Below are 20,749 nucleotides of genomic sequence, written 5' to 3' on the forward strand. Positions count from 1 at the left end.
AAAGCAAATGTACCACCTTATAATGATTATAAATAATGTCAAGCCATGTTTGCAATGCTGTTGCATTACTTACTTATCCACGTAATTCTTTTTAAATAAGTACATTAAAGGGAAGCTTCGACAGCACATCCACACCCCAAAAGCAATCCACACACTATATAATTTGAAATCTAAATAATCAAACAACAATAGAGTAGGGATGAACCCACAGAAGGTAGCAAATAATAAATTATTGCGCAGTACTTTAGCATCTCCCATACCTTTAAAGATTCCATCAAAGATATAAGCGAGAGAGTTGATAGGTTGCATAAATAGAACTAACCAAAACACGCTTACAAATACCTTGATAACTTCTGGGTCTTGATTGAATAGTAAACCAATTGGTTTATAAAAAACTGCGCAGATAGCAATTAAAATCAGTGAAATAATAATAGCGTATTTACTGATACTCTTGGAGAGTGACCACATGGTTTGGTAGTTTTTTTCACCTGCTAGCTTTCCAGACATAGCATTACCTGCACTGGCGTAACCATCTATAAAGAAAGAAAAGAATAACCATATATTCATCAGTATACTCTGTGCCGCGATATAACTCTTGCCGTATCCTGTGGCATAAGCATTAGCTAAATATATGGCTACATTAAGTGTTGCAGTACGAATAATAAAGTTAAAGCTCATAATGATTAATGGCTTTAGAGAAGGATTAATCGTTCTTCTTACTCTTAGGTTAAAAGGAGTATGTTTAAAGAAGTAATAGAATGCCATAAGCAACATAATCGTTTGTGCAATCACACTAGCATAAGCTGCTCCTTTGATATGCATAGCTGGTAATATCCCTTCTATACCAAAGACAAAGTAGTACGTTAATACCACATTGATAATAGCTCCCGTTAAGCTACATTTCATTGCCCACATTGTATTCTGTAACCCTCTGAAAACTCCATATAGAGCAAAGGTGATTAGGGTAAGTGGGAACCCCCAAGCGCGTATTAAGTAATATTCTTTAGCATAGGTTAGTAATAAGCCTTCTGCATTATACGCAATAAAGATTTCGTGTACGAAGAAAGTAGTGAATATGAATAGCAATACACTGAGACAAAAGTTAAACAGTATAGCCTGTGGCACTAGGGTCTTTACAGCGAATATTCTATTGGCTCCTAGGTGTTGTGATACGGTAGCAGATATAGAAGTTTTAGTTTGTGCTACGATCCATATTATAGCAGATAGAAAAGACCCCACTAACCCTACTGCACCTAGTGCCTCTACACTATTTTCTTTCACATTACCGATGATGGCGATGTCAGTTAGAGAGATTAATGACTCTGATACTCCTGCAAAAATAGCGGGTATAGCTAGTTTATTAATTTCTTTAAAACTGATTTTGGCTTGCATATCTTATTGTTTTCAATAAAGTTGCAAAGGTCGGTTAAATAATAGACAATAAAAAACCAGCCTCCTATGTAGTACATAGAAGGCTGGTAAAAAAAAATGTCTCATTAAATAATTAAAAACGCATTCCTACACCAAAACCAATTAACATTGGATCTAATTTTACTTTTGCAGGAATTGGTAATGTTATTCCTGCAGGTGTTCCTTCAGGTAATAAGTTTGTTGCATCAACTGTAACGTCTGTTTTCAAGAATAACTTTTTGAAATCAACGTTGATGAAGAATTTCTCTGTTAAATCAATATCAAAACCGAATTGGTAACCCCAACCAAATTTGTTGTCATATTTAATGTCTTGAGCTACACCTGATTTTTCGTTATAGAAAATAGTGTAGTTCACCCCAACCCCAACATAAGGTTTAAATACTTCACCAAATTTGTGGTGGTATTGGAACATTAATGTAGGAGGTAATAAGTATACACTTCCTAAATCTACGTTAGCAGTACTAGGACCATTAATAGCTGTTAAATCTGAACCTAGAGTACCTACTGTATGTCTAGAAGTACCTAAGATTAACTCGGCAGCTAAATTTTCTGTGAAGAAGTAAGTAAAGTCTAATTCTGGGATAAAGTTGTTATTTACATCAATTTGTCCACCTATTTTGTCAATATCTGCTCTGTTATGAGGAATAACACCTACTCCACGTAGACGCATTTGCCATTTGTAATTTTGTTTCTCAGGTGCACTAGTAGTTTCTTGTGCGAATGTAGAACCGCTTACGAATAATGCAGCTCCTAAAATTGAAAGTAGTAACTTTTTCATAATTGAGATTTTAAATTTCTAGAGTAAAATTACTGTTAAATTTATATCTGAAATATGACTTTTATCATTTATATACTTTTTGTTGTAAAAAAAGTTTAAATATTAGCTAAATTTATAAAATATAATTGATTAAATTGAGTAGGTTAGCTTCTAAACTTAATATGTTTTGATATATAAATTGTTTTAGTTGTGTTTTTGTGTGATTAATCTGTTAAAAATATAAAAAATTATGAAAACATTAGTTATAGGTGCTTCTTTGAAAGAAGAAAGGTATTCTAATAAAGCAATAAAGATGCTTAGAGAATATGGACATGAGGTAGTAGCTCATGGGCTGAGAACAGGTATGGTAGAGGATGTGACTATTCATACAGACTGGTATACAGGTGGAGATATCGATACAGTGACTCTATATCTTAATCCTGTTAGACAGCAAGAGTATTATGAAGAGATTATAAAACTAAAGCCTAGACGTGTAATCTTTAATCCAGGTACAGAGAATAATGAGTTTGTTCAACGATTATCTGATGCAGGTATAGCGTCAGAAGAAGCGTGTACATTAGTATTACTGCGTACAGAACAGTTCTAATGATAAAACAATAAAGGTCTTATGTATGCATAAGACCTTTATTGTTTTAATTTATTTTGTTTAATACTTTAGATTGACTAGTGCAAAGTAATAATAGCACTGTGATTAGTCCATTGACAAGTATTAATTCATTGTCAAAAACATATCCACCTAATAAAGTAGCAGAGTTATTACTTAACCATAATGTCAAAAAGGGAGCTAGTATGCATATAATAGGGACTAACTTATCTTTGACAGTTCTATTATTAAATAGAATGGCGAAGGCGAATAGACCTAATAGTGGTCCGTATGTATAAGAGGCTATCTTGAAGATCATACTTACTACAGAGGCATCGTTAATAGCATTGAATAATATAATCACTAAGAACATTAATAAAGAGAACACTAAGTGTACTACCTTTCTCTTCCACACATTAGAGGCATCGTCTTTCTTCTTATCCATGTGTAAGAAGTCTATACAGAATGAGGTAGTCAATGCCGTCAGAGCTGAGTCTGTAGTAGCAAATGTAGCCGCTGTCAATCCTAGTAAGAATATGATAGCAGGTACTATACTTAGGTAGTTAAAAGCAATCTCTGGGAATAGTAGATCTGTTCTTGGCTTACCCGTCGCTAGATCTAGTGGTACTTGGATACCATTTTTCTCTGCATAGATGTATAATAACGCTCCTACACCTAAGAAGAATAGGTTAATCACCACAAAGATAGCTGTGAAAGAATACATGTTTTTTTGTGCTTCTTTGATGTTCTTACAGCTTAGATTTTTTTGCATAAGATCTTGATCTAATCCTACCATCGCTAGCGTTACAAATATTCCTCCTATAAACTGCTTTAAGAAATGGTATCTAGAAGAGATAAAATCCTCAAAGAAGAATATCTTAGAATAGTTACTGTTTTTTATGGTTTCGAAGGCTTCTACAGCCGATAGGTCTAGACTGTGACAGATAAAAATAATGGTGAATATAACAGAGGCAACTAAGAAGAAGGTCTGTAACGTATCTGTAACGATAATGGTTTTTAACCCACCTTTATAAGTATAAGCATAGATCAGTAAGAGGGCAATCAGTACTGTAGCAAAGAAAGGTATTCCGAAATAATCGAATACATATCGTTGTAAAACGATAACGACTAGGTATAGTCTAAATGCAGAACCAATCGTTCTACTTAATAGAAATATAGAGGCAGCAGATTTATAACTATAATGACCAAGCTTCTTCTCTATATAGGTATAGATAGAGACTAAATTATACTTATAATATAAAGGAAGTAAAACAGAGGCAGTTAATAGAAAACCAACAGCATTACCTAAAACAAATTGAAAATACTTAAACTGTTCACCGTTAGGCGAGCCTACTTCTCCTGGTACAGATATAAAGGTTACCCCTGATAAGGCTGTCCCTATCATCCCAAAAGCGACTAAATACCATTTAGCATTTTTATTAGCACTGAAGAATGCGTCATTACTACTATCTTTTTTACTGATGTAATGAGATATACCTATCAGTATTCCGAAGTAGATAATAATGATGGTGATAATGGTTATTGGAGTCATAGTAAGTCAATTGTTTTATATCCTAAGAATCCAAAAGTAATTCTTTTTTAGAAATAACAACGATTGGTTTTTCACCTATCCTGTATAGAATAAGTAGAACAGGTCGTTATGGTAGTAGTTTATAGGAGTAGAGTTATTTATTAGTTTATTTTTTATCTTTGCAGTTATGGAATTCCCGTCAAAATTATTAGAAAAAGCAGTCGAAGAAGTATCACAATTGCCTGGGATAGGTAAGCGTACAGCATTACGACTAATGTTACATATATTAAAACAGCCAGAGGAGCAAACTCTGCATCTAACTGAGGCATTATTAAAGCTTAGAAAAGATATTATCTTCTGTAAGAGTTGTTATAATATATCAGATACAGAACTATGTGATATCTGTGCTAACGAAGCACGCGACCACCAGACAATATGTGTGGTAGAAGATGTACGTGATGTAATGGCACTAGAGAATACTCAGATATTTAAAGGAATATACCATGTGCTAGGAGGTAAGATTTCTCCTATAGATGGTATCGGACCTAGTCAGTTAAATATTCAATCTCTAGTAGAAAAGGTAAAAGCAGGGGAGGTAAAAGAAATCATCTTTGCGTTGAGTTCTACTATGGAGGGAGATACGACCAACTTTTATATCTATAAACAGATAAAAGATACAGGTGTCATCACCTCTACTATCGCTAGAGGTATAGCAGTAGGGGATGAGTTAGAGTATGCAGATGAAGTGACATTAGGTAGAAGTTTAGTACATCGTGTACCTTTTGAGAATGCATTTAAGGCTGTATAGTAGTACAATCTTTAAAAATTAATCATAGAAGAGTAATTAGTAGTTCATACCAATTACTCTTTTTTTATGGATTTAAGTCTGAGATGTATATTGTCTCGTTTAGAAATGTTTTTTTAGAGCATAGATACATTGAGACCAGTAAGTAATAATATACCCTACTCTAACTTTATATAGGCTATTTTGTAGATCATAAGATTATAAAACAAGTGTACAGTTAAAAATGGGATTATAAACAATAACTGTACAGCTATAGTAGGACGAGACCCTATTTTTTAGGCGGTGGTCGCATAGTGGTCGGCTTGTGGTCGCATAATGGTCGCATAATGGTCGCATAATGGTCGCATAGTTTTGGCTATTTTTAATGCGACCACTATGTGATCATTATCCTATAAGTATGGTATAATATAAAGTGGCTTTGTAATGATGTGTATAATAGCAGAGTAATAAATTGTATTATAATAAGATAGTATGAAAGGCTTGTTTATGTTAGCTGTATTGGCTTTCAAGCTTATAAATAGACTCATAACCTTAAATTAGAATGTTTTTATATAGAGGTTTTAACACTAAATTAATTGTTAGGCTTGTCTAATTTTGTAATTTTACACATCTAAAGAAAATTGTAATGAATTTATCAGAACTAGCTAAAGGAGAAAAAGCTACTATACAAGGTATAAAGCGAGGGTGTCCTGTGGAGGTACATCAGCGTTTCTTAGACTTAGGGTTTGTTCCTGGTGCTGAAATATATATCCATAATATCAGCCCATTAAAGGACCCTGTAGCTTATTCTATCTATAATACCATCATTTCGTTGAGAAAAGAGGATGCAGAGATGGTATTAGTGACTTTAGCTAATTAAATTATAAAAGAAGGGAAAAAAATTATGGCGCAATCAGCCTGTGATATTTGTGATCTTAATGCAACAGCAGAATTAAAAAAACTAGGTGAGTCATCTGGTAAGTTTGATTATACTATCGCTCTAGCAGGAAATCCAAATACAGGTAAGAGTACAATCTTCAATGCTCTTACTGGTCTAAAACAACATACTGGAAACTGGCCAGGAAAAACAGTTACACGTGCAGAAGGAAACTTTCAGTTTAAGGATAGTAAGTATAAGATAATCGACCTTCCGGGTACTTACTCACTGATGTCTACTTCTGAAGATGAAGAAGTGGCACGTGATTTTATTTTATTTGGTCGTCCTGATGTCACTGTAGTAGTGGTAGATGCTGGTCGACTAGAACGTCATCTTAGCTTAGTAGTACAGATACAAGAGATTACGAATAAGGTGGTGGTGTGTCTAAACCTGATGGATGAGGCTCAGCGCCATGGTGTAGAAATAGACGTGAGAGGGTTATCTCGTGATCTAGGAGTACCTGTGATCCCTACTTCTGCAAGAAGAAAAGAAGGTATTACAGACTTATTAGTAGCGATAGATCAAGTAGCAACAGGTAAATATGTGCCTGAGCATAAGACAATATCTGGTATATCTGGAGAATCTAGAGAGGCAGTACAGCAGGTAGCTTCTAAGTTATTAGCTATAGATGCGGATTTGCCTAGTCCGTCATGGCTAGCGATGAGATTAATACAACAAGATACTACTATTCAGTCTGCTTTAGTGAATCAAACTTTATCTACTAAAGTCAATAATGAGAATATAAAAGAGGTGATAACATTAGCAGCTCATTATCATGAGAAGCTAGGATTAGACTATTCTGATAATGTGGCTGGGGCTATCTTCACTCAAGTATCTAAGACAGTGAAGAGCACTGTGAAATCAGATATGAATCAGCGCGCGTTCAGAGTAGACCGTATGATCGATAATGTGGTGACGAGTAAGCGATTTGGCTTTCCTATTATGTTATTGATGCTCGGAGGTATTCTATGGCTGACTATTATCGGGTCTAACTATCCATCTAGTGCATTATCAACATTGTTATTAGAAGAGTTATATCCTATATTAAAGAGTGGAGCAGAGAGTCTGCATTTTCCATGGTGGTTATCAGGGTTTTTAGTAGATGGAGTATATCTAGCTACAGCTTGGGTTATAGCAGTGATGTTACCACCTATGGCTATATTCTTCCCTCTGTTTACTTTATTAGAAGATTTTGGGTATCTACCAAGAGTAGCATTTAACCTAGATCGACTTTTTAAAGGAGCAGGAGCACATGGTAAGCAAGCTTTGACAATGAGTATGGGCTTCGGGTGTAATGCTGCTGGAGTAGTCTCTACTCGTATTATTAACAGCCCTCGAGAAAAACTAATTGCTATCATTACGAATAACTTTTCGTTGTGTAATGGTCGTTGGCCTACACAGATATTGATGGCAAGTATCTTTATCGGGGCCTTAGTACCATCGTATTTGTCTAATACTATCTCTACGCTTGCAGTAGTGGGGATCGTGGTATTAGGAATAGGATTTACATTCTTTACTTCATGGATGCTGTCTAAGACTATGCTAAAAGGGCAGGCTTCATTCTTTACCTTAGAATTGCCTCCTTATAGACCTCCGAGAGTATTACAGACGATCTACACATCCTTAATAGATAGAACACTAATCGTATTGTGGAGAGCTATTGTATTTGCAGCACCTGCAGGAGCAGTTATTTGGTTGATCTGTAATATTGATATAGGAGATAAGAGTATAGCATTATGGACTATCCAAGGTTTAGATCCTGTAGGAGTGTTCTTAGGATTAAATGGAGTTATTCTATTAGCTTATATCGTAGCTATTCCTGCCAATGAGATTGTTATCCCGACAGTGTTAATGTTGACAGCTATGGTATTAGGAGATGCATCTATCGGTGAAGGAGCAGGTGTGATGTTTGAGGTGTCTGATGGAGAGATAGCGACTATCTTACACATGGCAGGTTGGACTACATTGACAGGAGTGAACTTGATGTTGTTTAGTTTACTACACAATCCATGTAGTACTACGATATATACAATCTATAAAGAAACCAATAGTGTGAAGTGGACTACTGTAGCTTCATTATTACCAGTTCTTTTTGGAGTTATTGTGTGTTTTGTCGTAGCGCAGTTATGGTATTTATTTACCTAATTTCTTAAGAGTATAATTATATTTATTATAGTATCCCCTTCTTCATTTGATATGGAGGAGGGGACTTTTTTTATATAATTACAGAATAACTTTATTATTAGGCGAATCATGAGATTATATGATAGATAATATAGATTCTCTTAGTGTAAGTACATATTTTATGTGAATTAACTCTTTATGTTTGTCACCTTGTATGCGAATTGTTTTATTTGACTAATGATCTTTATAGAGATAAAGGTTATTCTTTAATTAAAAAAAATGAGCTATGAGAAGAGTTTTGGTTTTAGGGACTTTATTATTAGTTACTGGTCTATACGCACAATCACCTAAGAAAAATAAACAGGTAGAGTATGAGATAAGTACTTCAGAGTTATTAGATAGAGGAGAGTATTATGACCTTACAGCAGAGCAGAGAGCTAATATTATAGAGCGCAAGCGTAGGATAGGTAGAGAGTTTGAGGCAATAGGTAGAGACCGTTCTCTATCTGGAAGGGAAAAAGGATTAAAAAAGAGAGAGTTAGCTATTAGTTTCAGACAAGATATTTATATTATTCTAAATGACTCTCAGAAGGTGAAGTGGGATAAGGCATCTCATCATAAGTATCAAAATAAAAGAAATAAGGAGGATATAGAATACCAATTAGATTTGCTAGAAATAGAGTATGAACGAGATATTAAAAATATCGAAATCATTTATAAGAATAACGACTCTAAAAGAAAGATAGCAAAAAACAATAGAAAAGCAGAGTATAAGCAACAGAAAGCAATACTTAAGAGACAAAAGGATAAGCTGTAGTATCGCTTTATTAAGTGAGTATAGCATAGGATACCCCCTAATAGACAATATGTTTATTAGGGGGTATTTGTTTTTATAAAAAGAGCTCAAGGTTATTTATCTTGAGCTCTTTCTTGTATTATACCTTCTCCTATTTGAACAGGAGCTCCTAGATGTTTAGGCTTTTTGTTGATTAGGTTATCTAGTAATACTTTAACTCTAGCGAATTTTTCTCTAAGCATGGTTTTAAAACCAAAGTTACGAGAGACATCTTGCGCATTATAAGCAACTGTATTAAGGTCTAGATGATTAGCAATGTATACAGCTCTTTCATTGTGAAACGGTTGAGAGATAATCGTAAAACTATCTTGTCCGAATATAGCTTGCATTCGATAGACAGAATCTAATGTACGTAGTCCTGCATAATCTAGGTATATCTTTTCTTTAGGAACACCCTGTTCTATTAGGGCTTGTTCCATATCTTTAGGTTCGTTATAGTCATTGCGACTGTGGTCACCACTTACTACAATATAATCTATTTTACCTGCCTTGTAGAGAGCTGCTGTAGCTTCTATTCGATAAGTGAAGTAATAGTTCAAATAGCCTCCTGCAAGTAATTTAGTAGTTCCAAGTACCATACCCACTTTGTTGTGAGGTATTTCATGTACAGAGCTGTACAGTTGGTCTTTGGTTGTATTAGTTACCCTATAATTCGCAAACCATATAAGGAATAAAGCGAGTAGTGCTAAGTAGAAAGTGTATTTAAAGATCTTTTTCATAGTTGTATAATAGCAATTGTTAAGATCAAATATAAAGCAAAAAACGTTAGTACTAATACCAACGTTTTTTATTCTTTTTAGAGTTTTCTGATTTACGAGAATTGCTCTGACCAGGTTTTTTTCTATAATCTTTTTTAGGAGTTTGACCATCTTTAGTGGTAGTCTCTTTCCAAGGGAAAGGATGATCCGTAACAATCTTTGGTTGTAATCTACCGAACTTACAAATAGCCTCCCAATAGGTCTTCTCAGATTTATCACAGAAAGAAATAGCTACTCCATCATTACCAGCTCTACCAGTACGACCTATACGGTGTACAAAGGTTTCAGGGATATTCGGTAAGTCGTAGTTAATTACAACAGGTAGATTATCTATATCGATACCACGAGCAGCTATATCAGTAGCTACTAGTACTTTTGTTTCTTTGTTTTTAAAGCTATCTAAAGCAGCTTGTCTAGCTGTTTGTGACATATCTCCATGGAATGGCTCAGCATTGACACCGTTCTTTTTAAGTGATTCTACTACAGTATCAGCACCTGCCTTTGTACGAGTAAAGACAAGTACATCAGATAACTTTTCGTTACGAATGATATGGTATAATAACTTTTTCTTGTCTCCTTTCTCTACGAAGTACACTTTTTGTTTAACAGATTGTGCCGTTGAAGAGATAGGATCTACTGCTACATATTCTGGCTTTTGTAAGAATTCATGAGCTAACTCTCTAATAGGAAGTGGCATCGTAGCAGAGAATAATAGGGTCTGTCTATTAGAAGGAGTAAGTTGTATTAACTTTTTGACATCATCAATGAATCCCATATCTAACATTAAGTCTGCTTCATCTAATACTAAAAAGTGTAGATGATCTAGGTCTAAGTGTTTTTGTTTATATAAGTCCAATAGACGACCAGGAGTACCAATGATCACATCTGCACCTTTGTTTAATTGTTCTATTTGGGGCTTGATAGACATACCTCCATATAGTGTGATATACGTCACATTAGTATACTTAGCATATTTTTCGAAGTTATCGCCTATCTGAACAGCTAGTTCACGAGTAGGAGTAACGATAAGTACTTTAGCTTTCTTTGCTTTTTTAGTATTTCCAAGTTTGTGTAAATAGTGAATAATAGGCATTGCAAAGGCAGCTGTTTTACCTGTACCAGTCTGTGCACATCCTATTAGATCTTTTTCAGCTAAGATAAAAGGGATTGCTTTTTGTTGAATAGGAGTAGGTTCTTTGTAACCTAACTCATCTATGGCACGTAATATATTCTTATTTAATTGTAAGTCTTCGAATGTCATATACTTCATCTATTTATTGATACAAAGGTACTTCATTTTATTTTTATTACATGAAGTGCTATTGATAAGCTTTTTCTTTTTGTATTGTATGTATAGTAGTGCTCCTTGTTGTCAGTATATATAGTAACTAGTCTATTTTCTAAGTATCTATTTTTCGTATTAATAAAAAAATGATTAAATTGTAATGTAAATTACTTTATTATGGTTAGACAACTTGAAAAAATATACTATCCTGTGGCAATTATTATGATTGTCATAGTTATCTATGCTGCTATTCAGGATATGATTTATCTATTATTATTTATACCTGTATTGCTACTTTTAGCAATGATTAAGGTTTACACCACTAATCAACGTTTAAAATATGCAGGGATAACTACAACTGCTAAAATAGTGCAATATGAATCATACCTAAACTTCGATGAAGACCTAGCTACTAGCCGTAGAGGAGATGTGAAAAAAGAGATTCTTATTGTGGAGTTCACTACTAAAGACAACAAAATAGTGCGTGGTAAACCTATGCAGTATAAATTGAATAAACCAGAACTAGAAGATACTGACTTCGAGTATCCTTATAATGAAAAATACATAGCTCTACGAGACTATAACCCTGTAGGAGAAGAGTTCGATATTACTTACGATAGAGATAGACCTGATACTTTTACAGCAAAACAGTTTGTAATGGAAGATTTAGGATGGATGCTTAAGTTTATCTATATCTTAAGTGTTATCGTAGTGATATGCTTAGTCTCTGTATTGATAGAATATAATGTAGTAGATACTATAAAAGGTCTTTTCTAAAGAAGGTGATCAGGGATACAATCTATTAGTACTGTAAAGCCATAACTACTAGTATAATATTTATTTTATGAAAGACTTATTCTACGCTGTAGTTTATGTACTATTATTCTACTTACTTGTTATCGTTAGTTTTATACTTGGTCTTAGTGTCTTTGTTGAGGCATCAGGTATACTTTTTTGTTTATTGCTTACATTAGTGGTAAGTGTGGTTATTCTAACCCTATATAAACTTAACAAAAAGTACCTCGTCTATAGTCTGGCAAAAGCATCAATGAAAAGAAGATGGCTGTGGATAGCTGTATTATTATCTCCATTTATAGTTGCAATTATTTTGGCTATAATACAGTATAAAATTTTAGTCATACTGATATATACAAGTCCATTGTTTATCACGAATATAGTTTTTATTCGGATGAATTATAAAAAAGTAAAAGCTCTTCAGAATCACTGAAGAGCTTTTGTTTTTTTATAATCTTATGACGATTAAGTTTCGTCACCTAATAATATTTCTAACATTGTTATCGCTGCGTCACTGATTTTAGTACCAGGACCAAATACAGCTACTGCACCAGCATCGAATAAGAACTGGTAATCTTGAGCTGGAATAACACCACCTACGATAACCATAATATCATCTCTACCGTATTTCTTTAACTCCTCTATTACTTGAGGAACTAATGTCTTATGACCTGCAGCTAGAGAAGAAACTCCTAATGCGTGCACATCATTTTCTACAGCTTGTTTAGCAGCTTCTGCAGGCGTTTGGAATAACGGACCTATATCCACATCAAATCCAACGTCAGCATAACCCGTAGCTACTACTTTTGCACCGCGGTCATGACCATCTTGCCCCATCTTCGCAATCATAATACGAGGACGACGACCTTCTACTTCAGCGAATTTATCAGCTAGTTCACGAGCTTTCTTAAAGCTCTTATCATCTTTTATTTCTTTGCTATACACACCACTTACAGATTGGATTTGTGCTTTAAATCTTCCGAATACGCTTTCTAACGCGTCACTTATCTCTCCTAATGTAGCTCTATGTGTAGCAGCTTCTACAGCTAGAGCTAATAGGTTACCTTCTCCAGTCTTAGCCGATTGTGTTAATGCAGCTAGTGCTTCAGCTACCTTAGTATTATCACGAGTAGCTTTAATATGGTTTAGACGGTCTATCTGAGCCTTGCGCACAGTCTGATTATCTACTTCTAAGATATGTAATGGATCTTCTTTTTCAAGACGATACTTATTTACTCCTACGATAACATCTTGTCCACTGTCAATACGAGCCTGTTTACGAGCAGCTGCTTCTTCTATACGAAGTTTAGGAATACCTGCTTCGATAGCCTTAGTCATCCCACCTAACTCTTCTACTTCTTCTATCAGCGCCCATGCTTTCTCAGCGATCTCTTGTGTAAGGCTCTCTACATAATAGCTACCTGCCCAAGGATCTACTGTTTTACATATTTTAGTCTCTTCTTGTAAGAATATCTGTGTATTACGAGCAATACGCGCAGAGAAATCCGTTGGTAAGGCGATAGCCTCATCTAGCGCATTCGTATGCAGAGATTGTGTCCCACCGAACGCAGCAGCAGCAGCCTCTATAGCAGTACGAGCCACATTGTTAAACGGGTCTTGCTCTGTAAGACTCCATCCTGATGTCTGACAGTGTGTGCGCAGTGCTAATGACTTATCAGATTTAGGTTCGAACTGTTTTAATAACTTAGCCCATAACATACGACCTGCACGCATCTTAGCAATTTCCATGAAGTGATTCATTCCTATCGCCCAGAAGAATGACAGTCGAGGTGCGAAGTCATCTATCTTCATACCAGCATTAAGTCCAGTACGGATATATTCTAGTCCATCTGCCAAGGTATAAGCTAACTCAATATCTGCTGTAGCACCTGCCTCTTGCATATGATATCCAGAGATAGAGATAGAGTTAAACTTCGGCATATGATTACTCGTATAGTCAAAGATGTCAGCGATGATCTTCATAGAAGGAGTAGGTGGGTAGATGTATGTATTACGCACCATAAACTCTTTTAGAATATCATTCTGTATCGTACCTGACAATAGTTTTTTATCTACTCCTTGTTCCATAGCAGCTACAATGTAGAAAGCCAGAACAGGAAGTACGGCTCCGTTCATCGTCATAGATACAGACATCTCGCCTAGAGGTATCTGATCAAATAAGATCTTCATATCTTCTACGCTATCTATTGCTACACCAGCTTTACCTACATCACCTACTACACGTTCGTGATCTGAGTCATATCCGCGGTGTGTAGCTAAGTCGAAGGCTACAGATAGTCCTTTTTGTCCAGCAGCCAAGTTACGTCTGTAGAAAGCATTACTCTCTTCCGCAGTAGAGAATCCCGCATACTGACGTATCGTCCATGGACGGCGTACATACATGGTAGCATAAGGGCCACGTAAGTTAGGCGCAAACCCTGCTCCGAAGCCTATGTGCTCTACTTTATCCAAGTCAGCTTCACTGTAGACTTTATTTATATCAATACCTTCAGCAGTAGTGAAGTCAGATGCTTCTGACTGAGTTCTCACTGTTGAGGTATTTATAGTCAAATGTTGTAAGTCCTTTCTTTTCATGCCTTATTGTTTAGTTGATTTTTCTTCCTCTAATCTATTTTGTTCATAGCTTTCTGCCAGTCGTTTCTCTATAATCGGAACGATAAGCGTCTTACGAGGATTCTGTTTAACAAAAGGGAATAACTCAAGGTCGTGACTCATCATATCTTGAGGATTAGGATACTTATTAGTACCTAATAGGACTTCTTTACCATTGTTGAAAAGCTCTTGTTCTTTTTGAGCACTTTCATTTATTTTTTTCTGGATTGTTCCTTCGATTAGAGAAGTGATTAATCCATCTGCTTTTTCTATTGATTTAAACAGCTCTAATGCTTTCTCAGCTAGTTGATTAGTAAGTGATTCGATATAGTATGCCCCTTCAGCAGGATTGTCCACTGCATCGAAATAACTTTCTTGTTTTAAGATTAAGAGTTGGTTACGAGATATACGATCTCCGAATTCATTCTCTTTGTGATAGATAGCATCATAAGCTAAGTTACTAATCAAGTCAGCACCTCCTAATACAGCACTCATACACTCCGTAGTAGTACGTAGCATATTCACATTATAGTCATATAATGTTTTGTTTCGTTTAGTAGGGATAGCGATGATGTGTATCTTCGTATCGGTGTTGTATTCTTTAGTTACTAGCTCTGCTAGTAAGCGAAGTGCACGTAGTTTTGCTATTTCGAAGAAATAGTTAGTTCCTACAGCCGTTTCTATATAAATAGGAGTATTCTTTAACTCTATTCTGTTGAGGTACTCATTTAGATGAGCTAGTGCGTATGCTAACTGCTGTGTCATATTAGCACCAGCATTTTGGTACACAGTAGCATCTACATGAATAGCTACATTATTAGCTATACCTACACATTCATTTAGATTACTTAGGTCGCTGTTCAGGTTAGTGTGCCAGTTACCATCAGTTGTTAGTTGGTGTATAGGGTCTAATAAGATTGTTATCTTATATCCATTGCTAGTAGCATACGTAGATAACTTTCTAGCATATGCAGTATCTAGGAAGTTAAATACGAAGAAGTATTGGTGCGTTTTTGGTAGTGCAGTTAATAATTCTGTAGCATCTATAGAAGGATTGTCTATCGTGAAGTAGATCACTTCAGCTCCTCTATTAAGTGTATCAAGCGTCTTTGCTATCGATCTCTCAATATCAAAAACGTATACCCTCTGTACAATGTTAAAATGAGAGGTACTAGTCTGTACAGGAATCGGACGGTGATCAGCATCATTGTGATAGAATGGCTTTACCTTAATTCCCTCTAAACTTTCCCAAACAAGTGTTTCATTGTAGTCAGCGCCTTTTAACTCAAACTGTATTTGGTTTTTCCACGCCTTAGAAGAAACTTTTTCAAATTCTTCGAATAATTGGTTAGTCATAATTTTTGGTTGGTAGTGAAACTTATTGTGCAGACAGTGTGTCAAACTCTATAATAAAGACATCTTCATTCTCCCGCTTCATATAATAATTTTCACGAGCATATTTTTCTGTAGCGTCTCCACTTTTTAGACCTTTGATAGCCTGTCTATCTTTTGCTATTTCGTTTTCGAAGTACTTCTTATTGTCCTCCAGCTTGTTAATCTCTTGATCTATAACCCGCTGTTCTAATAAAGAAGAACTGTCAAAAAATATTATCCAAATTACAAATAAAAGACCTACTAAAAAAAAAGGATTTTTTAGTAGGCTTACATATTTATAATTTTTTAGGGTCTCAACTATTTTCATAGCCTAAAGATAGTAAATTAACCGATTTTTTCATTAATAACTGTACGAACAATATCGATGGCAACAGTATTATAGGTATCATTAGGGATAATGATGTCTGCGAATGCCTTAGAAGGCTCGATAAACTGGTCGTGCATCGGCTTTAAAGTTGTTTGATATCTGTTTACCACTTCCATCATATCTCTACCTCTATCAGCTATATCTCTCTTTAATCTTCTAATCAGACGCTCATCAGAATCTGCGTGAACGAATATCTTAATGTCACACATATCGCGTAGCTCTGGATGACATAGAATAAGAATACCTTCTACGATCATTACTTTACGAGGGTGAGTTAAGATATAATCATCAGTACGATTGTGTTTCACGAACGAGTAAACAGGTTGGTTAATACTGTTTCCTTCTTTTAATTCTTTTAGGTGTTTTACCAATAATTCAAAGTCAATTGAACGAGGGTGGTCAAAGTTAATTAACGTTCTTTCTTCTAACGAAAGATTATCAGTCGCCTTGTAGTATGAATCCTGTGATATAACTCCAACTTCGGTTTCCGGTAGTTCATTTATAATTTGTTGAACTACTGTAGTTTTACCACTTCCAGTACCTCCTGCAATTCCTATAATAAGCATGTTATAATATATTTTTAGCAAAAGTATAAATTAATAATCTTGCATAGAAACATTTTTTATTGATTCACTGTTTTTTGGCTTTTATTATCAAAAGTTTAATAAGCTTCTATACGCTGATTCAGACTACTTATATTGATCTGTTTTCTAAAAAAAAGATATTGTTTTTTTATTTTCACCTCCTTTTTTAGTTTTAAAATCTTCTTTTTATAGAATGTATACCCTCTTTTTTTTCTAAAAAGTAGTTTTTAGCGGTCAATATGATTGTTTTTCAAAATAAATGATATACTTTTTTTTAAGTACATTTTTTGTTAATTGATTGATTTATAGTTGCTTGTTTTGTTTTTGTGTTTTTTTACTGTATTGATTATATGTTGCTTAACCCTTGTAAAATATAGGGTTGTATAGAGATTGCTCGACAATACATGGACAATAAGCCGAGTTTAGTGGAGCTGAGGTGTTGTTTGTCGAAGGAGTGATCTTTTAATATCCAAGTATTCTCCTCTAAGAATTATATAAGAGATACGATATGGAAAATAGTGGTAATTATAAGGCAGTATAGTAATGTCATTAAGGATAGGGATAGAAAAAAAGAAGAATAGATTAGAAGGGGAGTCAGCGTGTATGCTGATGTTAGCAAAAATAGGAGGATACTGGTAGTACTTCCATATTAGAATTAATTGGACAATAAGTGGTTAGTATTGGATAAAATACTGATTTAACTAACTGTTTATATTGAATCTAAATAAAAAAGTTATATTTGTGTGATTTAAAGAAATAGAACCAAAGAATAAAACAACAATATGGCAAAGAAAGGTAACATACAGCGCAAAGTATTTACATTAAAGAATAGAGAGTATATCACGCCACATTATATACGTATTACACTAAGCGGAAATGATGTAGCTGATTTTAAGGATACAACGATAGGAGTTAATAATAAAATATTTATCGCTCCAGAAGGATGTGCTGAGGTACACCTACCAGAGTTTGACTTCGAGAAAGGGGCATGGAAGCCTCAAGAGGAATCAATCAAACCTTATGTACGTACTTATACACATAGAGGAATCGATTTAGAAAAGAATGAGTTATACATAGATTTCGTAGCACATGGTGATGAAGGGCCAGCTTCTAACTGGGCTATTAATGCTGAGATCGGTGATCCACTAGGTGTAGCTATGGGATGTGATCCTAGTGAGCTATATCCTGAGGCTGCATGGTATATCCTAGTAGGAGATGGTACAGCTATACCAGTACTAGGAGCTATATTAGAGTCTCTACCTGTAGATGCTAGAGTGAATGCTGTGATAGAGGTAGAAAGTGTAGAGGATATACAAGAACTACCTACTCATGCAGAGTCTAAAATAGAATGGCTGATCAATCCTACTTCTGGGCAAAACTCGGAATTAGCGAAGAGAGCAAAAGAAATCATAGCAGAGCACAGTGATGAGATGTCTAAGTTCGGATATGTGGCAGCTGAGTTTGATACAGTAAAAGAATTGAGAAACTACCTTCGAAAAGAATTAAACTGGACAAAGGATGAGTTGTACGCTTATTCTTATTGGAAGTTTGGTAAGGCAGAGTCTGCTTCTGAAGCTGACCGTAGAGCTGAAAAAGCGAGCTTAGAATAATCAGTTTTTGATAGAAATACTTCATCTTTGTTGTCTTAAAAAATAGAATGATGAAAAGAAGTGTTGTGGTAATATTAACCGCTTTATTAGGTGTGTTTTTCTCACAGTGTAAGGATCGTAAAGAAGTAGAGCAGACTATAGAAGTGCCTACTCCATCAGAACAAAGTAGTATAACTCCTACTGAAGAAGGAGTAGAGGAGAAGGAGGTCATATATGGTACTTATGATGGAAGGTTTCCTTGGACTGAGGAAGGAGAAGATATGGAGGTACTCCAAGTATCTGCTCAGATCAAAGAAGATAATAAGTATGTGTATAGAGTCATTAGCTCCACAGGTACACATCATGAAGAAGGAGAGTGGGAGCTAGAGCAAGATAGACTGTACCTGAGAGAAGATGAGTATAGTGCTGCACATGCGTTCTTAGTAAAAGAAGGCAAATTATACTTTCTAGATAGTGAAGGAGATGTGGTGAATGAGCATGAATCTGGAGATTATATATTAGTGAAGAAATAAAATAGTTTTCCATAAATTGAACAAGAAGAGATGATACGATATTATTGTATTGTCTCTTTTTTTTGTTTTAAAGAGGGTAGTACTTTATTAACTAAGAGTAAGGTTATTCTTTATAGTCATCTCTTATATGAGAATAGAGAAGAGATATTATGGTAAGATTTTTTAAAACAGAGATGATTGAGCTTTACAGTTTGTTTAAAAAAGTTGTTTTAAAGTATTGGTTATTAAATAAAGTGTTTATATTTGTCCCAAATCAATGAAGAAAATGTTTATATCAATTATAAAGAAGGGAAAGAAACAGTACTTACGTCCGACGTCGTGAGCAGCTTTCCTATGGATATGAACTAAAGATATACTAAAGGGGCTTGTCATCACGACAAGCCCCTTTTTTTTGGTTTATGGTCAGAGGGTATTACAGAATAGTATAGTTTTTGATCAGAGTAAAGAGAATACATTTAATAACAAATTAATTTTATATGAAAGTTTTAAAATTTGGAGGTACTTCAGTAGGAAGCCCAGAAAGGATGCAACAGTTGTTGCCGATTATTCATTCGCAGCAAAGCGATCGTCATTTAGTAGTCTTATCTGCTGTGTCAGGTACTACTAATGCCTTAGTAGGAATAGCAGAAGCGTATACTAATGGCAAAAAGGAGGATGCAAAGAAACAAATCGATAACCTATATGCTACTTATAAAACTTTCATAAAGCAATTATTTAAAACAGAGGAGGGTCTGCGGATGGCGACAGAAGTAATAGATCACCACTTTAATTTGTTAGAGTCTTTTAGCAATGATCTATTTACTGCTATAGAAGAAAGAATAGTATTAGCACAAGGAGAGTTACTATCTACTACGCTATTTCACTTTTACTTAAAAGAGATTGGGGTAAGCTCTGTGTTACTTCCTGCACTTGATTTTATGCGTATCGATGAAGAACAGGAACCTAATCTTGACTATATCCGTACTCAAGCAAGTACTCTATTAGCACAGTATCCTAAAGATACTTTATTTATTACTCAAGGATATATTTGTCGCAATGCTTTTGGTGAAATAGACAACCTTAGAAGAGGTGGGTCTGACTATACAGCTTCTCTAATAGGGGCAGTGTTACAAGCAGAAGAGATACAAATCTGGACAGATATAGATGGATTCCATAATAACGATCCTCGTTATGTGCCGAATACCAAGCCTATTGCTAATCTGAGCTTTGATGAGGCAGCAGAGTTGGCTTATTTTGGAGCAAAGATTTTACACCCACAGAGTGTATTCCCTGCGAAGAGATTTAATGTACCAGTACGATTATTAGATACGATGGAGTTAAGTGCACCAGGTACTTTAATCTCAGATAACTGCCAGAATGATGATCAGATCGTGGCGATAGCAGCTAAGGATGGTATTACGGCTATACGTATTCACTCTTCGCGTATGTTATTAGCATACGGATTTTTAAGAAGAGTTTTCGAAGTATTCGAACGATATAAAACGCCGATAGATATGATCACTACGTCTGAGGTAGCTGTATCACTAACCATAGATAATACGCAGTATCTAAAAGAGATTATAGAAGAACTAAACTTCTTCGGTCATGTAGAGGTAGATACAGATCAGGCTATCATCTGTATCGTAGGAGATTTTAGAAATAATAAATTAGGACATGCTACTATTGTTTCTGAAGCAGTAAAGCACTTGCCTATCCGTATGATATCGTATGGTGGAAGTGAGCATAATATATCTATTTTAGTTTCAGCTAGTCAGAAGTTAGAAGCATTGAGATCATTACACAGTAGATTATTTTAAACAAGGAATA

The 20,749-nt window shown here is 35.0% G+C and carries 19 protein-coding genes; 10 read left to right on the top strand and 9 right to left on the bottom strand.

Annotation, left to right across the window (positions count from 1 at the left end):
• Window positions 1–69 precede the first annotated feature (69 nt).
• Complete coding sequence (locus MPR_RS03615; RefSeq protein ID WP_041889221.1) at window positions 70–1,392, bottom strand: MATE family efflux transporter; 1,323 nt, start codon at window positions 1,390–1,392, stop codon at window positions 70–72.
• Window positions 1,393–1,504: 112 nt separating this feature from the next.
• Window positions 1,505–2,209 (bottom strand): OmpW/AlkL family protein, encoded by a 705-nt coding sequence (locus MPR_RS03620; RefSeq protein WP_041889224.1) that lies wholly within the window; start codon window positions 2,207–2,209, stop codon window positions 1,505–1,507.
• A 229-nt stretch (window positions 2,210–2,438) separates the two neighbouring features.
• On the opposite strand from MPR_RS03620, the gene MPR_RS03625 reads away from it, so the two are divergent.
• Entirely contained in the window at window positions 2,439–2,795 is a 357-nt protein-coding gene (locus tag MPR_RS03625; protein WP_041889226.1) for a CoA-binding protein, read from the top strand.
• Window positions 2,796–2,841: 46 nt separating this feature from the next.
• On the opposite strand, the gene MPR_RS03630 is transcribed toward MPR_RS03625, so the two are convergent.
• Window positions 2,842–4,344: a sodium:solute symporter gene (locus MPR_RS03630; protein ID WP_041889228.1), complete on the bottom strand. Its 1,503-nt coding sequence runs from the start codon at window positions 4,342–4,344 to the stop codon at window positions 2,842–2,844.
• A 166-nt stretch (window positions 4,345–4,510) separates the two neighbouring features.
• On the opposite strand from MPR_RS03630, the gene recR reads away from it, so the two are divergent.
• The 4 genes from recR to MPR_RS03650 all read left to right on the top strand — a co-directional run bounded on the left by recR (window position 4,511) and on the right by MPR_RS03650 (window position 8,985).
• Complete coding sequence (gene recR, locus MPR_RS03635; protein WP_041889230.1) at window positions 4,511–5,131, top strand: recombination mediator RecR; 621 nt, start codon at window positions 4,511–4,513, stop codon at window positions 5,129–5,131.
• 622 nt (window positions 5,132–5,753) lie between these two features.
• Window positions 5,754–5,987, top strand: a complete 234-nt coding sequence (locus MPR_RS03640; protein ID WP_006257162.1) for a FeoA family protein — start codon at window positions 5,754–5,756, stop codon at window positions 5,985–5,987.
• A 24-nt stretch (window positions 5,988–6,011) separates the two neighbouring features.
• The gene (gene feoB, locus MPR_RS03645) at window positions 6,012–8,189 is read left to right on the top strand and encodes a ferrous iron transport protein B (RefSeq protein ID WP_041889233.1); all 2,178 of its coding nucleotides are present in this window, start codon (window positions 6,012–6,014) and stop codon (window positions 8,187–8,189) included.
• A 265-nt stretch (window positions 8,190–8,454) separates the two neighbouring features.
• Window positions 8,455–8,985, top strand: coding sequence for a hypothetical protein (locus MPR_RS03650; RefSeq protein ID WP_041889236.1), 531 nt, complete (start codon window positions 8,455–8,457; stop codon window positions 8,983–8,985).
• Window positions 8,986–9,077: 92 nt separating this feature from the next.
• On the opposite strand, the gene MPR_RS03655 is transcribed toward MPR_RS03650, so the two are convergent.
• Window positions 9,078–9,743 carry a SanA/YdcF family protein gene (locus MPR_RS03655; RefSeq protein ID WP_041889239.1) on the bottom strand — a complete coding sequence of 222 codons (666 nt, stop codon included), beginning with the start codon at window positions 9,741–9,743 and terminating at the stop codon, window positions 9,078–9,080.
• Window positions 9,744–9,795: 52 nt separating this feature from the next.
• On the bottom strand, window positions 9,796–11,043 hold the full coding sequence (locus MPR_RS03660; RefSeq protein WP_006257153.1) for a DEAD/DEAH box helicase: 1,248 nt from the start codon (window positions 11,041–11,043) through the stop codon (window positions 9,796–9,798).
• 201 nt (window positions 11,044–11,244) lie between these two features.
• On the opposite strand from MPR_RS03660, the gene MPR_RS03665 reads away from it, so the two are divergent.
• Together MPR_RS03665 and MPR_RS03670 are read left to right on the top strand one after the other, a co-directional pair.
• A complete protein-coding gene (locus tag MPR_RS03665; protein ID WP_041889242.1) occupies window positions 11,245–11,844 on the top strand; it encodes a hypothetical protein in 600 nt (199 codons plus the stop codon).
• 67 nt (window positions 11,845–11,911) lie between these two features.
• Window positions 11,912–12,295 carry a hypothetical protein gene (locus tag MPR_RS03670; protein ID WP_041889244.1) on the top strand — a complete coding sequence of 128 codons (384 nt, stop codon included), beginning with the start codon at window positions 11,912–11,914 and terminating at the stop codon, window positions 12,293–12,295.
• A gap of 32 nt (window positions 12,296–12,327) precedes the next feature.
• Here MPR_RS03670 and scpA read toward each other — a convergent pair whose 3' ends face one another.
• The 4 genes from scpA to udk are packed head-to-tail and all read right to left on the bottom strand — an operon-like array spanning window position 12,328 to window position 16,803.
• A complete protein-coding gene (gene scpA, locus MPR_RS03675) occupies window positions 12,328–14,457 on the bottom strand; it encodes a methylmalonyl-CoA mutase (protein ID WP_041889246.1) in 2,130 nt (709 codons plus the stop codon).
• 3 nt (window positions 14,458–14,460) lie between these two features.
• A complete protein-coding gene (locus tag MPR_RS03680) occupies window positions 14,461–15,831 on the bottom strand; it encodes a methylmalonyl-CoA mutase subunit beta (RefSeq protein WP_041889248.1) in 1,371 nt (456 codons plus the stop codon).
• Between the two features lie 22 nt (window positions 15,832–15,853).
• A complete protein-coding gene (locus MPR_RS03685; protein WP_006257148.1) occupies window positions 15,854–16,177 on the bottom strand; it encodes an FtsB family cell division protein in 324 nt (107 codons plus the stop codon).
• 17 nt (window positions 16,178–16,194) lie between these two features.
• A complete protein-coding gene (gene udk, locus MPR_RS03690) occupies window positions 16,195–16,803 on the bottom strand; it encodes a uridine kinase (RefSeq protein ID WP_006257147.1) in 609 nt (202 codons plus the stop codon).
• Window positions 16,804–17,603: 800 nt separating this feature from the next.
• Here udk and MPR_RS03695 point away from each other — a divergent pair.
• The 3 genes from MPR_RS03695 to MPR_RS03705 all read left to right on the top strand — a co-directional run bounded on the left by MPR_RS03695 (window position 17,604) and on the right by MPR_RS03705 (window position 20,739).
• Window positions 17,604–18,431 (top strand): siderophore-interacting protein, encoded by an 828-nt coding sequence (locus MPR_RS03695; protein ID WP_041889251.1) that lies wholly within the window; start codon window positions 17,604–17,606, stop codon window positions 18,429–18,431.
• Between the two features lie 50 nt (window positions 18,432–18,481).
• A complete protein-coding gene (locus tag MPR_RS03700) occupies window positions 18,482–18,943 on the top strand; it encodes a hypothetical protein (protein WP_041895158.1) in 462 nt (153 codons plus the stop codon).
• A gap of 476 nt (window positions 18,944–19,419) precedes the next feature.
• Window positions 19,420–20,739, top strand: coding sequence for an aspartate kinase (locus tag MPR_RS03705; protein WP_041889254.1), 1,320 nt, complete (start codon window positions 19,420–19,422; stop codon window positions 20,737–20,739).
• The last annotated feature ends 10 nt before the right edge of the window (window positions 20,740–20,749 follow it).

It is taken from the genome of Myroides profundi (assembly GCF_000833025.1).
Lineage (GTDB): Bacteria > Bacteroidota > Bacteroidia > Flavobacteriales > Flavobacteriaceae > Flavobacterium > Flavobacterium profundi_A.

What these genes read in the sequence shown, in the direction of transcription:
- MPR_RS03660 (WP_006257153.1), bottom strand. Translation starts at nt 11,043, where the DNA reads ATGACATTCGAAGACTTACAATTAAATAAGAATATATTACGTGCCATA.
- udk (WP_006257147.1), bottom strand. Translation starts at nt 16,803, where the DNA reads ATGCTTATTATAGGAATTGCAGGAGGTACTGGAAGTGGTAAAACTACA.
- MPR_RS03680 (WP_041889248.1), bottom strand. Translation starts at nt 15,831, where the DNA reads ATGACTAACCAATTATTCGAAGAATTTGAAAAAGTTTCTTCTAAGGCG.
- MPR_RS03685 (WP_006257148.1), bottom strand. Translation starts at nt 16,177, where the DNA reads ATGAAAATAGTTGAGACCCTAAAAAATTATAAATATGTAAGCCTACTA.
- MPR_RS03705 (WP_041889254.1), top strand. Translation starts at nt 19,420, where the DNA reads ATGAAAGTTTTAAAATTTGGAGGTACTTCAGTAGGAAGCCCAGAAAGG.
- scpA (WP_041889246.1), bottom strand. Translation starts at nt 14,457, where the DNA reads ATGAAAAGAAAGGACTTACAACATTTGACTATAAATACCTCAACAGTG.
- MPR_RS03615 (WP_041889221.1), bottom strand. Translation starts at nt 1,392, where the DNA reads ATGCAAGCCAAAATCAGTTTTAAAGAAATTAATAAACTAGCTATACCC.
- MPR_RS03630 (WP_041889228.1), bottom strand. Translation starts at nt 4,344, where the DNA reads ATGACTCCAATAACCATTATCACCATCATTATTATCTACTTCGGAATA.
- MPR_RS03650 (WP_041889236.1), top strand. Translation starts at nt 8,455, where the DNA reads ATGAGAAGAGTTTTGGTTTTAGGGACTTTATTATTAGTTACTGGTCTA.
- MPR_RS03670 (WP_041889244.1), top strand. Translation starts at nt 11,912, where the DNA reads ATGAAAGACTTATTCTACGCTGTAGTTTATGTACTATTATTCTACTTA.
- MPR_RS03625 (WP_041889226.1), top strand. Translation starts at nt 2,439, where the DNA reads ATGAAAACATTAGTTATAGGTGCTTCTTTGAAAGAAGAAAGGTATTCT.
- MPR_RS03655 (WP_041889239.1), bottom strand. Translation starts at nt 9,743, where the DNA reads ATGAAAAAGATCTTTAAATACACTTTCTACTTAGCACTACTCGCTTTA.
- recR (WP_041889230.1), top strand. Translation starts at nt 4,511, where the DNA reads ATGGAATTCCCGTCAAAATTATTAGAAAAAGCAGTCGAAGAAGTATCA.
- MPR_RS03700 (WP_041895158.1), top strand. Translation starts at nt 18,482, where the DNA reads ATGAAAAGAAGTGTTGTGGTAATATTAACCGCTTTATTAGGTGTGTTT.
- feoB (WP_041889233.1), top strand. Translation starts at nt 6,012, where the DNA reads ATGGCGCAATCAGCCTGTGATATTTGTGATCTTAATGCAACAGCAGAA.
- MPR_RS03695 (WP_041889251.1), top strand. Translation starts at nt 17,604, where the DNA reads ATGGCAAAGAAAGGTAACATACAGCGCAAAGTATTTACATTAAAGAAT.
- MPR_RS03620 (WP_041889224.1), bottom strand. Translation starts at nt 2,209, where the DNA reads ATGAAAAAGTTACTACTTTCAATTTTAGGAGCTGCATTATTCGTAAGC.
- MPR_RS03640 (WP_006257162.1), top strand. Translation starts at nt 5,754, where the DNA reads ATGAATTTATCAGAACTAGCTAAAGGAGAAAAAGCTACTATACAAGGT.
- MPR_RS03665 (WP_041889242.1), top strand. Translation starts at nt 11,245, where the DNA reads ATGGTTAGACAACTTGAAAAAATATACTATCCTGTGGCAATTATTATG.